A 13,467-nucleotide genomic window follows, 5' to 3' on the forward strand; every position below is an offset into this window, starting at 1 on the left:
TCTGACCGGCCCGGCGCGGGGAACCGCCGAGTGGACGGCTCCCCGCGCTCCACAAGGGGGCGCACGCCATGACCACTCCTCAGCACCCCGACGACTTCCTGCACATGATGCGGATGCGCAGCGCGAGCGAGCAGGGCATCTTCTGGGTCGACGACGAACGGCTCGCCGTGTTCGAGCCGGAGGCCGCCCGCCGCGTCAGTGCCACGAACTGGCACGGGTTCACCATGCACGACCGGCTGATCGACGTGGTGCGCCGACGCACCAGCCCGGAAATGCCCTGGAGCCGGATCCGCGCCGCGTGGCTCACCCAACTGCACGCGCTCGCCACGGCGGAGCACCACGGACACCTGATCGAGCGCATGGAGCGGATCATCGACGCACGGCTCGGCGAGGACGTGGACCTGACCATGCTCGCCCAGGACGTGGCCGTACGGTCGCTGCTGCCCCTCGCCCTCGGGGGCCTGACCGCAGCGGAGTCGAATCTCGTCCGCCGTGACCTGGAGGGCAAGCTGCTGCGGCTGGTCTCGCCCGAACCCGGCAGCGCCTGGCAGCAACTCCGCTTCGTCGGGGTGCAGGTCAGGTCGGGTCTTGTCGTACGCCGTGTGCTGCGCCAGCGCGCCAACGGCAGGCGCGGTCGCGAGCCCGACCTCACGGACCCCTTCGTCGACCTGCTGCCCGAGCTCGGCATGGACCGTGCCCTGGACGTGGTGACCGCCGTCCTCACCGCCATCGCGGGCCCACCGGGCACCGCCGCCGCGAGCCTGCTGTACGAATTTTCCCGGCAGCCCGAGTGGCGCACGCGCCTGACCGACGAGCTGTCCGGCGTCGACCCCGCGGCCTTCCGTGCGGCACCGACGAGCGAGGCACCCGTGACCCACCGGTTCGTCAAAGAGGTCCTGCGGCTCTGGAGCCCGCCGCTGCTCCTGGTGCGGCGCTCCACCTACGCGTTCGACCTGGGACGGGCGCGGCTGGGCGCGGGGGAGTGGTACCTGCTGAGCCCGCACATGATCCACCGCGACGAGCGCGTCTGGAAACAGCCCGACGTCTTCGACCCGGACCGCTTCCTGCCCGGCGCACCGCACGGCCCCGCGGACCGCACGTGCTACGTCCCGTTCGGGTGGGCCCCGAAGAAGTGCATCGGCGCCAACATCGCCACGGTCCAGTTGATGGCCCTGTGCCACCAGCTGTGCACGCGCTACCACCTGACGGTGGACCGCCCGCAGGAGGTCACCATGGCCCTGCGTTTCGCACCCGTCCCGGAGAACTTCCACGGACGGCTGACCCCGCGATAGCCGCGCGTCTCCTCCGCCCGGGCGCCGGATGGCTCGGAACTGCTGATTCCGTCATACCCCACCGGGTACCAGAACGGGGCAAGACCCTACCCGGTCGGGGTGCCTCCGGTTCACGGAATACCCCCCTGGGTATTGCTGTTAGGGTGAGTGTCAAATACCCCCGGGGGTACATCGCACAAGAGGAGTCGCAGACGTGTTCTTCGTCGACACCCTGGAATTCGAAGGTCTGGGCAACCGCAGCTACCTGGCGGGCGGGCCCAGCGCCGCGGTAGCCATCGATCCGCCGCGCGACATCGACCAGGTGCTCGCCGCGGCGGCCCGGCGCGGGGTGCGCATCGCCTTCGTCGCCGAGACCCACGTGCACAACGACTACGTCACGGGCGGCCTGGAGCTTGCCCGCGTCACCGGCGCCGAGTACCTGGTGCCCGCCGGGGCGCACGTGTCCTTCGCGCGCGTCCCCGTCGCCGACGGCGACACCGTGACGGTCGACGAGGGCCTCGTGCTGCGAGCCCTCGCCACCCCGGGGCACACCCCGCACCACACCTCCTATGCCCTGACCGATGACGGGCGCGGCGTGGCGGTGTTCACCGGCGGGTCGCTGTTGATAGGCACCGTGGGCCGTCCGGACCTGGTCGAACCGAGGCTGACCGAGCAGTTGGCCCGCGCCCAGCACGCGTCCGCCCACCGCCTGGCCGACGAGCTGGACGACGAGGTCCCGGTCCTTCCCACCCATGGCTTCGGCAGCTTCTGCTCCTCGTCCCAGGCCGAGGGTGACGCGACCACGATCGGCCGGGAGCGCAAGACCAACGACGCGCTGACCCAGGACGTGGACACCTTCGTCGCCGAGCTGCTCGCCGGTCTCGACGACGTGCCCGCCTACTACGCGCACATGGGCCCCGCCAACGCCGCGGGCCCCGCGCCCGTCGACCTCACGCCGCCCGGGCGCGCGGACGGCGAGGAGATCGCGTCCCGCCTCGCCGCGGGGGAGTGGGTGGTCGACCTGCGCAGCCGCATGGCCTTCGCCGAGGGGCATGTCGCGGGGTCGTTCAACTTCGAGGGCGAGGGCAAGCTCGCCACCTACCTCGCCTGGCTGATCCCGTGGGGCAAGCCCGTCACCCTGCTGGCCGGGACACCCGGACAGCTCGCCGACGCGCAGCGGGAGCTGGCCCGCGTCGGCATCGACCGCCCGGCCGCCGCCGCCACGGGCGACCCGGCCGACTGGGTCCGCGCCGGTGAGCGGCTCGCCTCGTTCCCCCGGGCCCGTTTCGCCGACCTCGCCCAAGTGCGCGAGCGCGGGGAAGACGTGGTGGTCCTCGACGTACGGCGGGACTCCGAGCGCGCGGGCGGCTTCGTCGAAGGATCGGTCCACATCCCGATCCACGAGCTGTACGGCCGCGTCGGCGAGGTGCCGGACGGGACGGTGTGGGTGCACTGCGCGGGCGGGATGCGCGCGGCGATCGCCGCCTCCCTGCTGGACGCCGCGGGCCGTGACGTGGTCGCCGTCGACGACGGTTTCGACGCCGCCACCGACGCGGGGCTGGTACTCGCCCGCCCCGACAGCACCGGCTGACCGAGCCCTCCCGCACCTCCCCGCCAGTACCCCCGCACGGAGTGATCCACCATGTTCCCGTTCCTTCGCCGCGGCCCCGGCCGCCTCACCCCACGACAGGCCCGGCAGCGGACCAGCGACAGCGAGGCCGTGCTGCTCGACGTCCGCGAGACGCCGGAGTGGCAGGCCGGGCACGCGCCCGGCGCGCTGCACCTGCCGCTCTCCCGGCTCACGGCCGGGGCACCTCTTCCCGGAGAGGCACGGGACAGGCCGGTGATCGCGATCTGCCGCTCCGGCAACCGCTCCCGGCAGGCCGCGAGGCTGCTGGCCGAGCGCGGCGTCGACGCCACGGACGTCAGCGGCGGCATGACCGCCTGGGCCCGCCAGGGCCTTCCGGTCATCGGCACGGGCGGCGGCAGCGGTGTCATAGCGTGAGCGTGCTGATCCTCGCCCTGATCGCCGGGGCGGTGGTCGGGCTCGCGCTCGGCGCGCTCGGTGGCGGCGGCAGTGTCCTGGCCGTCCCCGCGCTGATCTACCTGCTCGGCTTCACCCCGGCTGCCGCCACCACCGCCAGCCTCATCATCGTCACCGCCACCTCGCTGACCGCCCTGTACGCGCATGCCAGGACCGGCAACGTCCGCTGGAAATCCGGCGCGCTGTTCGCCGCGGCCGGACTGCTGCCCGCCGCCGCGGCCGGCGCCGCCGCGTCCCGTCTGCCACAAGCGCTGCTGACCGCCGTGTTCGCCGCCGTCGCGGCCCTCGCCGCGGTCAAGATGCTGCGGCCCGCCCGGACGGACGGCGACCGCACGACCAAGGTGCGGCCCGTGAAGGCCGCAGGGACCGGAGCCGGTCTGGGAGCGCTGACCGGGCTGCTCGGCGTCGGCGGCGGGTTCCTCGCCGTCCCCGCCCTCGTCACCGTGCTGGCGTTCGAGATGCAGGCAGCCGTGGGCACCAGCCTGCTGGTCATCTCCGCGAACTCGCTCGCCGCCCTGGCCACCCGAGGCGCCGCCGACTCGGGTCTCGACTGGGCGGTGATCGGCCCCTTCACCGGCGCCGCGATCCTCGCCGCCTGGGACGGCAAACGCCTGGCGGCCAAGGTCACAGGCACCCGGCTGCAACACACCTTCGCCGTCGTCCTGCTGGCCGTGGCCGCGTTCATGCTCATCGACGCAGTGGTCTGAATCGGCCCACAGGAGGGACACGTCCCTCGCCCGCGAGGACCCGGTCGCCGCTCAGGCCAACGAAAGGAACAGCTTCTCCAGACGCGCACGCATCTGCTCACGGTCACCCGTGGCGGCCATGTCCGCGTCGGTCAGGCAGTGCTGCAGACCGGTCGCGATGATCGCGAAACCCGCCTTGTCCAGGGCCCGGGACGCCGCCGCGAGCTGCGTGACCACGTCCTCGCAGTCCCGCCCCTCCTCGATCATCTTGATCACACCGGCGATCTGCCCCTGCGCCCGGCGCAGCCGGTTGACCACCGTCTTCAATTCCTCAGCCGCCATCGCCAGTTCCACAACCACACACTCCCTCGTCGAGATACCCCCGCGGGTATCTTACCGAAGGGATAACCCCTACCCAGCGAAGGAAAATCCCCGTGGCACCCACCACCCTCACCGTCGACCAGGTCCACGCCCGCCTCCACGAGCTGACCGTCATCGACGTCCGTACCCCCGGCGAGTACGCCTCCGGCCACCTGCCCGGCGCCCACAACATCCCCCTCGTCCACCTCGACGCGGCCCTGTCCGCCCTGAAGACCGCCGCCGACCGGGGTGACCTCCTCGTCGTGTGCGCCTCCGGCGCGCGCTCCGGGACCGCCTGCGCGCGCCTGGTCGAAGAGGGCATCAACGCCGCCACCCTCACCGGCGGCACAGCCGCCTGGACCGAGCTCGGCCACGACACCCACCGGGCCGCCACCACCCGTCCCGTCTGGGGCATGGAGCGCCAGGTCCGCCTCGCCGCCGGATCCCTCGTTCTGACCGGACTGCTCGCGGGACAGCGCTGGTCCGCGGCACGCTGGCTCTCCGCGGGCGTCGCGGGAGGACTGGCCTTCTCGGCCCTCACGGACACCTGCGGCATGGCCGCGCTCCTCGCCAGGCTCCCGCACAACCGGCCCGAGGCCGACGACCTGCGCGCCACGCTCGCCGCCGTGGCGGGCTGACACGGGCGAGGCGCTCAGTGCGCGGCGCCCCTCCAGGCGTCACCGCAGGGGCCGCCGCCGCTCGCCGCCGCGATCACGAGGTCGGACCCGTCAGGGGCCACCAACGGCAGGTACCACGACGCGATCTCGCGGCTGCTCCGCGGCACGTAATGGAAGATCAGAGAACGGCGGAACCGGTCGGCCGTCGTGTTCGGCAGCGAGCCGTGCACCAGACTTCCGTGGAAGAACAACACGTCGCCGGGGCGCATGGACGTCTGCACGGCACGCGTTCCGGCGGGCGGGCGGACCAGCCCCCTGGTGAAGGACTCGTCGGCGTCGGCCTCCTCGGGACACACCACCTCCATGGCGTGCGAGCCGGGGACGACGGACAGGGCTCCGTTGGCGGCGTCGCAGTCGTCGACGGCGATCCACGCGGCGAGGCACGTCTGCGGACGCGCGCGCAGGAAGTAGTTGTCCTGGTGCATGGCCTGCCCGCGGGCGGTGGGCGGCTTGAAGTAGAACATCGACTGCGCGCCGTGAGCGGGTCCGATCAGCCGTTCCACCACGGCGAGCAACCGGCCGTCCATCATGAAACGCCGTGCCAGGCGCCCGACTTCGAGGTCGGTGCGCCGGTGCGGCTGCATGAACCGCGGGTAGCGGGACAGGATGTCGCCGGGCGCGAGGCCGTCGTCGGCGCCGAGCGCCGCACGGTCGTGGCGTACCAGTTCCGTGAAGGCCACGCGGACGGTGTCCATCTCCCCGGCGGTGAACAGGCCGTTCACCTGGATCACCCCGTCCCGGCCGTAGTCCGCTTCGCTCACCGCGGCGTGCTGGGGTCGCAGAGTCGTCATGGCGTCGATCGTGTCCCCGCCGCACGGGACGCGGAATGGAGAGGGCGGGCGAGGACATGGAGAATCCTGTCGCCGTGACGCGGCCGGACGGCTCAGGCGGTCGTCAGGGCCCGGAATCCGAGCCGCCGCAGGTCGATCGACTGCTGCCCGGACGGTTCGCGATGGGTGGGGACTACGCGACCAGGCGGCCCCGCGGCACGTCGGACTGGCTGCTGATCCTCACCGTCGGCGGCAGCGGACGGTTCGGGGTGCCCTCAGGCCCGGACCTGACGGTGGATCGGCACGCGGTCGTGTCCCTCGCTCCCCGGACGCCGCACGACTACGGCACGGCTCCACGCGCGGACGGATGGGAGCTCCTGTGGGTCCATGTGCACCCGCGCCCGAGCTGGGCGGGCCTCCTGGACTGGCCCCAGGTCGCGCCGGGCGTCCGGCGGCTCGACCTGTCGCCCGAGCCGGCGGGGCGCGTCGCCGCGGCGCTGTCCAGGGCCGTCACGTTCCACCACGGCCGGATGCGCAACGCGGCGCTCTTCGGGATGAACGCCGTGGAGGAGGCGCTGCTCTGGTGCGACATGCGACGCCCGTACGGTGACCGGCTCGACCCCCGGGTCCTGACCGTCGTTGAACACGTGAGCGGACGGCTGGACCAGCCGCACAGCGTGCGGTCGCTGGCCGCTCTGGCAGGTGTGTCACCGTCCCGGCTGTCACACCTGTTCGCCCGGCACCTCCACATGGGCGTGATGGCCTACGTCGAGCGGCAGCGGATCTCGGCCGCCAGGGAGCTGTTGGAGGTCTCCTCCTTCCCCGTCGCGCACGTGGCGGCGCGGGTCGGCTATCGCGATCCGCTGTACTTCTCCCGTCGCTTCCGCCGCTCGGTGGGGCAGTCGCCGACGCAGTACCGCGCCGCGCGCGGGGAGACCTGAGCCGCCGCCACTGCCGCACGCCCCAGGGCGATCCGTACGCGTCGTACGAGGCGCTGTTCGAACACTGCCTCCCTTGACGGGCACCCCCCTTCCCTACCCACTTGCCGCACCAGGTATCTTGCATCGCATGGAACCAGGTGATTCGACCAAGCAGGCCCGGGCCGCGGCCCAACTGCGCAAGGGCGTCCTGGAGTACTGCGTGCTCGCCCTGATGCGGGACCGCCCCCGCTACGGCGTGGAACTCCTCCACGCCCTGGAGGACTCGGGTGCCCTGGCCACCAGCCAGGGCACGGTCTACCCGCTGCTCTCCCGGCTCCGCCGCGACGACCTGGTCACCACCACCTGGCAGGAGTCCGTCGCCGGGCCGCCCCGTCGCTACTACGCCCTCACCGACAGCGGCCGGGCCGCGCTCGACGAGTTCACCCGCGTCTGGCCCGGCTTCCGCGACGCCGTCGACGCCTTCCTGACCACCCCGCCCCCCTCCACCGGAGACCCCGCATGAAGACCTCTGCCGATCCCGTACGCGACTACCTCTCCGCCGTCGAGCGCGAGACCTTCGTGCTCCCCGCCGACCGCCGTCAGGAACTCCTCGCCGACCTCGCCGAACACATCGAGGTGACGCGCGCCGAGCGCCCCGACACCGCGATCGGCGAGATCCTGGCGGAGCTGGGGGACCCCCGCACGATCGCGGCGACGGCGCTGGCCGAGGCGGGGAACGGGTACGGGGCGGCCGGGGCCCCGGACCGGAGCGGTGTCCCCGCGCCCGTCCGGCACGGCAAGGTGCACCCCCTGGTCCCGCTCCTGATGCTCGCCCTGTCGCTCCCCTTCGTCGTGGCCTTCTCCGACCAGCCCGGGCCGTTGATCGGCTTCCTGTCCCGCCTCACCGGCGCGATACTCCTGTGCACCTCGGTGCACTGGACCGCCGTGCAGAAGACCACCGGCGTGCTGCTGGCCGCCGTCGTCCCCAGCGCGGTCATCGCGAGCTGGAACCTCTCCAGCGGCGGCCCGTCGGGCGACGCCCCGGCGCTGGTGGCCAACCTGGCGATGACCGCCCTGATCGTCGGCACGGCCGCGTGGCTCTGGCGGGTCCGTCGCGCCTCTTGAGCGCACCGTCCGCCGCAGTGGGTGAAGGCGCCGTCCCCCGTCCGGGTCGCGGCGCCTTCACCGTCTTCACCGTGTGAGCCGGACAGACTCACGATCCCGTCGGCCAGGAGTGGGTCAACGGGGCTGCAGGCGTGGTGCGTACGGCATGTCCTGCACCCACCGCGTGCCGTCCCGGCTGATCGGGAAGGAGTCGATGTCGACCTTCTCCAGCTCGATGTGCACCTTCTCCTTGCCCAGGACGCCGTCCAGCGTGAGCTTGTCCCCCGTGGGCCGGGCGAAGGTCAGTCGGCCGGACCAGGCGGGGTCGCCGACGCGGGCCAGCATGATCGCGCGCTTGGCGGGGGCGAAGGTGGCCGCGTAGTCGACGATGGAGCCGTCCATGCGCTGGCTGGACACGGGGCCCGGTTGGTAGGGGTGCATCGTGTCGACGATGAATCGGTTCCAGCGTTCGACGTCGGTCGTCAGGGGAGGGCGGTCCTGACCGTCCGAGGTGAACTTCACGACGTTCCAGATGCCGTACAGCGGAGGCTTCGGCCCCGATGTCCCGACGACGTCCCATCGCTTCCAGTCCTCGTGCACCTGGGAGGCGGCCAGCCACCCCCCGAACAGCAACTGGCCCGCCAGCGCCAGCCTCAGGGCCCTGCGCGTGCGGAACAACTGCGGCCGGGCAACTGGTCCGACGCCTTGGTCGGAGACGAAGAACGCGGCCAGCCGCATCGCGTGCGGAGCCACCAGGATCAGGCTCAACAGGAGCAGATGGAACGTGAAGAGCTTCACGGGCACCTGGTAGGTGAAGTTCAGGACGAGCACCTGCGTCATCTCGATCGCGGCCAGGAGCGCGCCCAGGAGGGCGGTCCGGGGAACGACGAGCAGGAGCCCGGCGGTCACCTCGGCGCACCCGAGCAGGATCTCGTAGGGCTGCGAGCTTCCGACCTGCGTCCAGAGCACGTTCTGCATGCCGAAGTCCCCGAAGGGCTCCACCAGCCTGGTCAGCGGCAGCGACATCTGTAGCGGAAAGACCTTGGCGAATCCAAAAGTGAACAATTGCGCTGCCAGGCACATCCGGACCACGACGAAGAACCACTTGAAGAGCGTTTCGTGGTGCGGCCGTTGCCGGTCGAGCGCCGTCCACACCACCGTGACGAGCAGGGCGGCGAGGAACCAGCACAGGGCAAGTACCCAGAAGAACGCCTGGTCGCCGCTCAACACCGGTTCGATGAGGGGCGCTTCGACGTGAAGGAGGTGCTCCGCCACCCAGGTGACGATCGGGCGAACGGTGTGGTACTGCCGGGTCTGGGCGTCCACCGGCAGCTCGCTGCCGAAGACCCCCACCAGCGCGTACATGATCCGCGACTCGGACAGGAAGAACAGAACGACGTACACCAGGAAGAAACGGAACGCGATGCGCGTGGGGAGGCTCCACCTCGGTGGTGGTATGTCTCCCTCCTCGTCGGACGTTTCAGGATTTCTCACTGGACGGGGGGCTCTGAGTAATCGCGTCATGCCAACCTCCTGCCTCGGTGGTTGAAAATTGACCGGCCGGTCAGTTGATGTTGTTCCTTCCCCGACGCCGACTGCGGGAACCCGTCCGAGGCCGCGGCGCGCGCGAGGTTCATGAGGAGCAACTCGAAGGCGTGGAGGGGCCATTCAAGCCCACCGGGCAGCGGACCGACCGCCTCGGGGTGAGGCTGTACAGGTACGCCTCGGGCTCGCCTAGCTGTGGAAGGCAGTCGTCGCTTCGAGGGCGGCCCGTTCCGTGGTGACCCGGTTCACCGGAGCGCTCGCGTCGGCGTAGCCGAAGGAGACACCGACGAGCAACTTGCCTTCCGTTACGCCGAGTTCGTCGCGGATGGTGTCGCCGTAGAAGCTGAGCAGACCCTGCGGGCAGCTGTCCACGCCGTACGCGGTCATGGCCAGGAGCAGCGTCTGCATGTAGGCGCCGACGTCGGCGGCCAGGCGCGCCCCGCCGTCGCCGGTGACGAACAGGAACGCGGCGTGCGGCGCGTCGTAGAAGCGCAGGCTCCGCGCGTCGTAGGCCGCGCGTGCCGCGTGGTCGTCAGGGGCGATGTCCAGCGCTCGGTAGAGATCGGCGCCGAACGCCGCCCGCCGCTCCTGGTGGACGGGTGCGTACATGCCCTCGGAGTAGGGGAAGTCGACCGAGGTGCGCTGTTCGGCGTGGGCCGCCTGGAGGGCGCGGGCCAGGCGTCGGTGCCTCGCCCCGCTGGTGACCTCGACGCGCCAGGGCTGCGCGTTGGAGTTGGACGGCGCGGCACCTGCCAGCGCGAAGATCGCGCGCAAGGTCTCCTCGGGCACCGCTTCCGAGCGGAACGCCCGTGTCGCGTGCCGTCCGCGTATCAACTTCTCGGCGTAGTCGCTCAGTTCGGTGGAAATCGCTGGGCTCACAGAAGCACTCCTCGACGATTCGTAGGTAAACGAGATAGGTAAACGGGACCGTTTACCTGCGAGGAACCCTAGCAAGCCATCCGCCCTTAAGTAAACGAGTGCGTATACTTCCGTCATGAGTACGGTGCCTGAGACGTCACGACGACAGGGGCGCGGGGGACGCGAACGCATCCTGACCGCCGCCGCCCGCCTCTTCGCCGCCCAAGGGATCAACGCGACGGGCATGGAGCAGGTCGCCGACGAGGCGCCGGTGTCCAAGCGCACCCTCTACGCGCACTTCCGGACCAAGAACGACCTGGTCATCGCCCACCTGCAAGACCTCGCCTCGACCGGGCACACCCTGGAAAGCGCGCTGACCCGCGAGGACGTCCCCGCGCGCGAACGGATCCTCGGGCTGTTCAGCGAGACCGCGCCGGGCTCAACTCCCGTGCGAGGATGCCCGTTCATCGACGCCGCCGCGGAGTTCCCCGACCCGGACAGTGAGGTGCACTCCTACGCCCGCGAACAGAAACTGCTGATGGCGCGGCTGGTGACCGCACTGGTGACGGAACTCGGCTGCCGCGAGCCCGCCGCACTCGCCGAGCAACTGGTCACCCTCGCCGATGGGGCAGCGAGCCGCGCCATGGTGCTCGGCGACGCGGACTACGGACGGCATGCCAGGGCGGCGGCGGAGATCCTCCTGGACAACGCGCTGCCGGGCGGCGCGGCTCACCGTTGACCGTCGCGCTCCGCGCCGACCTCAGGAGCCGCTGCCGCTGCCGGTGCACGCAGGGCGCGGCGGACGGTGTCGCGGAGCCAACGGTGGGCCCCGTCGGCCGTGTGCCGGGGGTGCCAGGCCATGCCGATGGTCAGCGGTGGCAGCTCCAGGGGGATGTCGAGGAGACGCAGCCCGAGAGTTTCGGCGTCACGGGTGAGGGGTGAGGGTGCGGCCCCGGGAAGCGCGGCGGGTACGAGGCAGACGACGTCGCTGCGGGCGGCGAGGGTCATCGCGGCCAGGTGGCTGGGGAGGACGACGCTGACCCGCCGATGGAGGTCGTGTTCGGACAGGGCGGTGTCGAGGGGGCCGGTGAACCGGCCGCGGCGGCTGACCGTCACGTGTTCGGCGGCCGCGAACCGGGCGGGCGTCAGCGGCCCTTCGGCGAGCGGATGGCCGGGCCGCACGGCCGCCACCATGCGGAGACCGACCAGCTCCTCGACCTGGGTTTCGGGGTCCACGTGATCGATGGACCCGATCTCCAGGTCGATCCGGCCGTCACGCAGCGCGGGCCCGGCCTCCAGTTCCTCCGCCCGGATCCGGAACGAGACCCCCGGCGCCTCCCGCCGGGCGAGCCGCAGCAACTCGGGGGCCAGTGCCGCGCCGACCACGTCGGCGGCCTGAAGGGTGAAGGTGCTGCGGAGGCCGGCGGGGTCGACGCTCGCGCCGGGGCTGAGCAGCGCGCCGAGGCTGCGTACGACCGTGGCGGCCTCCTCCCGCAGGGCCAGGGCGCGAGGAGTCGGGACCATGGTCTGTCCCGCCCGGACCAGAAGCGGGTCCTGAAGGATGCGACGCAGCCGGGCGAGGGTCCGGCTCATGGCGGCGGGCGAGGTGTGCAGGCGCGCGGCGGCGCGCGTCACGCTGTGCTCGGCCAGCAGGGCGTCGAGCGCGATGGCGAGATTGGCGTCGATGACGGGATCCGTGCTGCTCACCAGCGTTATTCCATTTCAGTCAATGATTCCGTGCCGAAGTTCCCATTGTGGCAGCACGGGGCTCCTCCGCAGGATGAGGGACGTACCGAACCGGCACGACCTGCGAGGTTTCCTTGATTGTCATTACCGCTCCCACCGGGAACATCGGCCGTCACCTGCTCACCCGGCTCCTGGCGGCCGCCCCCGCCGCGGGCGAGGAACTGCGCGTGATCGTGCGCGATCCCGCCCGGCTTCCCGACGCGGCGCACGGCCGCGTCGACGTGGTCACCGGCTCGCACGCGGAGGCCGAGGTCCTCGACCGGGCCTTCGAGGGCGCGGACGCCGTCTTCTGGCTCGTCCCGCCGGACGCCTCCCGCACTCCGCACGACGCCTACAGCGGCTTCACCCGTCCCGCCGTCAAGGCGCTCGCCGCCCACGGAGTCGGCCACGTCGTCGGCGTCTCCGCGCTCGGCCGAGGCACCCCGCTCGCCGACCGGGCCGGTCTCGTCACCGCCACCCTCGCCGCGGACGACCTCATCGCCGATTCCGGTGTCGCCTACCGGGCCCTCGCCAACCCGTCCTTCTTCGAGAACCTCCTGGAGGAGGCCGCGTCGATCCGCGAGCAGGGCGTCTTCACCGACGCCGCTGACGCCGACCGCAAGGCGCCCTTCGTCGCCGTCGCCGACATCGCGGCGGCCGCCGCCGACCTGCTCCTGGACCGCTCGTGGACCGGCACCGACAGCGTCCCGGTCCTCGGGCCGCAGGATCTGTCCCCCAACGACCTGGCCCGCATCATGACGGAACAGCTCGGCCGCCCCGTCCGCTACGCACGCCAGCCGCTCGACGAGCTGTACACCACCCTCCTCGGCTACGGCCTCAACGAGGCGTTCGTCCAGGGCGTCGTCGACATGAAGCGGGCCAAGGACGAGGGGCTCGACGCCGGAGTCACCCGCACCCCGGACACCACGGGGAGCACCACCTTCGAGCAGTGGTGCGCCCGGACCCTCAAGCCCGCGGTCCTCGCCTGAAGTTCAGCACCCGGCGCCGGAACACGGAGAGCCCGGCGCACCAAGACCACCCGCCACATGGAAGGCACCCTCATGTCCGCTGACGAGACCGAACCGCCGGTCACGGCATTCATCCTGGTCAAGACCACACCCGAGTGGCTCGCCCTGACCGTCCAGGAACGCGTGCACGTCTTCACCACCCAGGTCCTGCCGGTGATCGAGGCCAAGACCACCGGCGTCCGATCGCGCTTCTACGACACGGAGTTCTACTCCGCGCGCGTCACCGACGTCTGGGTGTGGGAAGCCGATGACCACCGCGCCTACCAGCTCCTCATCGACGCACTGCGCGAAACCCCGTTCTGGGACCGCTACTTCGAGGTCATCGACCTCCTGGTCGGCACCGAGAACGGCTACGCCCGCACCTACGGCCTCGCACCCGTCGCCACCATCACCACCTGATAATCCGCGCAGCCGTGCGACGGGCCCACTACCCTCTGGCTGGTCGCGGCCAGAGGGTGGCGGCACGGCTCATCGGAGGG

General features: G+C 71.5%; 16 protein-coding genes. 11 read left to right on the plus strand and 5 right to left on the minus strand.

What is annotated here, in order from left to right; all coding sequences use genetic code 11:
* Positions 1 to 68: 68 nt before the first annotated feature.
* The 4 genes from KY5_RS40850 (at position 69) to KY5_RS40865 (ending at position 4,022) form a co-directional block, all read left to right on the plus strand.
* Positions 69 to 1,292, plus strand: coding sequence for a cytochrome P450 (locus KY5_RS40850; protein WP_098246924.1), 1,224 nt, complete (start codon positions 69 to 71; stop codon positions 1,290 to 1,292).
* Positions 1,293 to 1,485: 193 nt separating this feature from the next.
* A complete protein-coding gene (locus KY5_RS40855; RefSeq protein ID WP_098246925.1) occupies positions 1,486 to 2,862 on the plus strand; it encodes an MBL fold metallo-hydrolase in 1,377 nt (458 codons plus the stop codon).
* 51 nt (positions 2,863 to 2,913) lie between these two features.
* Positions 2,914 to 3,276: a rhodanese-like domain-containing protein gene (locus KY5_RS40860; protein ID WP_098246926.1), complete on the plus strand. Its 363-nt coding sequence runs from the start codon at positions 2,914 to 2,916 to the stop codon at positions 3,274 to 3,276.
* Positions 3,273 to 4,022 (plus strand): sulfite exporter TauE/SafE family protein, encoded by a 750-nt coding sequence (locus tag KY5_RS40865; RefSeq protein WP_098246927.1) that lies wholly within the window; start codon positions 3,273 to 3,275, stop codon positions 4,020 to 4,022. Before KY5_RS40860 ends, KY5_RS40865 begins: the two co-directional genes overlap by 4 nt.
* 51 nt (positions 4,023 to 4,073) lie before the next feature.
* Here KY5_RS40865 and KY5_RS40870 read toward each other — a convergent pair whose 3' ends face one another.
* The gene (locus KY5_RS40870; RefSeq protein WP_098246928.1) at positions 4,074 to 4,355 is read right to left on the minus strand and encodes a metal-sensitive transcriptional regulator; all 282 of its coding nucleotides are present in this window, start codon (positions 4,353 to 4,355) and stop codon (positions 4,074 to 4,076) included.
* Positions 4,356 to 4,435: 80 nt separating this feature from the next.
* Here KY5_RS40870 and KY5_RS40875 point away from each other — a divergent pair, with 80 nt between their 5' ends.
* Positions 4,436 to 4,999 carry a rhodanese-like domain-containing protein gene (locus KY5_RS40875; protein ID WP_098246929.1) on the plus strand — a complete coding sequence of 188 codons (564 nt, stop codon included), beginning with the start codon at positions 4,436 to 4,438 and terminating at the stop codon, positions 4,997 to 4,999.
* A gap of 14 nt (positions 5,000 to 5,013) precedes the next feature.
* On the opposite strand, the gene KY5_RS40880 is transcribed toward KY5_RS40875, so the two are convergent.
* Positions 5,014 to 5,829, minus strand: coding sequence for a phytanoyl-CoA dioxygenase family protein (locus tag KY5_RS40880; protein ID WP_098246930.1), 816 nt, complete (start codon positions 5,827 to 5,829; stop codon positions 5,014 to 5,016).
* Positions 5,830 to 5,885: 56 nt separating this feature from the next.
* Between KY5_RS40880 and KY5_RS40885 the strand changes: the two genes are divergently transcribed.
* The 3 genes from KY5_RS40885 (at position 5,886) to KY5_RS40895 (ending at position 7,853) form a co-directional block, all read left to right on the plus strand.
* Positions 5,886 to 6,749: a helix-turn-helix domain-containing protein gene (locus KY5_RS40885; RefSeq protein WP_159072733.1), complete on the plus strand. Its 864-nt coding sequence runs from the start codon at positions 5,886 to 5,888 to the stop codon at positions 6,747 to 6,749.
* Positions 6,750 to 6,876: 127 nt separating this feature from the next.
* Positions 6,877 to 7,251 (plus strand): PadR family transcriptional regulator, encoded by a 375-nt coding sequence (locus KY5_RS40890; protein WP_098246932.1) that lies wholly within the window; start codon positions 6,877 to 6,879, stop codon positions 7,249 to 7,251.
* On the plus strand, positions 7,248 to 7,853 hold the full coding sequence (locus KY5_RS40895) for an HAAS signaling domain-containing protein (RefSeq protein ID WP_098246933.1): 606 nt from the start codon (positions 7,248 to 7,250) through the stop codon (positions 7,851 to 7,853). The genes KY5_RS40890 and KY5_RS40895 overlap by 4 nt, the downstream gene beginning before the upstream one ends.
* A 114-nt stretch (positions 7,854 to 7,967) precedes the next feature.
* Here KY5_RS40895 and KY5_RS40900 read toward each other — a convergent pair whose 3' ends face one another.
* Positions 7,968 to 9,236 (minus strand): DoxX family protein, encoded by a 1,269-nt coding sequence (locus tag KY5_RS40900; protein ID WP_098246934.1) that lies wholly within the window; start codon positions 9,234 to 9,236, stop codon positions 7,968 to 7,970.
* Positions 9,237 to 9,566: 330 nt separating this feature from the next.
* On the minus strand, positions 9,567 to 10,256 hold the full coding sequence (locus tag KY5_RS40905) for a nitroreductase (RefSeq protein ID WP_098246935.1): 690 nt from the start codon (positions 10,254 to 10,256) through the stop codon (positions 9,567 to 9,569).
* A gap of 115 nt (positions 10,257 to 10,371) precedes the next feature.
* Here KY5_RS40905 and KY5_RS40910 point away from each other — a divergent pair, with 115 nt between their 5' ends.
* The gene (locus tag KY5_RS40910) at positions 10,372 to 10,974 is read left to right on the plus strand and encodes a TetR/AcrR family transcriptional regulator (RefSeq protein ID WP_098246936.1); all 603 of its coding nucleotides are present in this window, start codon (positions 10,372 to 10,374) and stop codon (positions 10,972 to 10,974) included.
* Here the strand turns inward: KY5_RS40910 and KY5_RS40915 are convergent.
* Positions 10,965 to 11,942 carry a LysR family transcriptional regulator gene (locus KY5_RS40915; RefSeq protein ID WP_098246937.1) on the minus strand — a complete coding sequence of 326 codons (978 nt, stop codon included), beginning with the start codon at positions 11,940 to 11,942 and terminating at the stop codon, positions 10,965 to 10,967. The two genes, KY5_RS40910 and KY5_RS40915, sit on opposite strands and share 10 nt — an antisense overlap.
* A gap of 113 nt (positions 11,943 to 12,055) precedes the next feature.
* Between KY5_RS40915 and KY5_RS40920 the strand changes: the two genes are divergently transcribed.
* Both KY5_RS40920 and KY5_RS40925 read left to right on the plus strand, forming a co-directional pair.
* Entirely contained in the window at positions 12,056 to 12,949 is an 894-nt protein-coding gene (locus tag KY5_RS40920; protein ID WP_098246938.1) for an NAD(P)H-binding protein, read from the plus strand.
* Between the two features lie 72 nt (positions 12,950 to 13,021).
* A complete protein-coding gene (locus KY5_RS40925) occupies positions 13,022 to 13,387 on the plus strand; it encodes a darcynin family protein (RefSeq protein WP_098247833.1) in 366 nt (121 codons plus the stop codon).
* Positions 13,388 to 13,467 lie beyond the last annotated feature (80 nt).

This window comes from Streptomyces formicae (assembly GCF_002556545.1).
Classification (GTDB): Bacteria; Actinomycetota; Actinomycetes; order Streptomycetales; family Streptomycetaceae; genus Streptomyces; species Streptomyces formicae_A.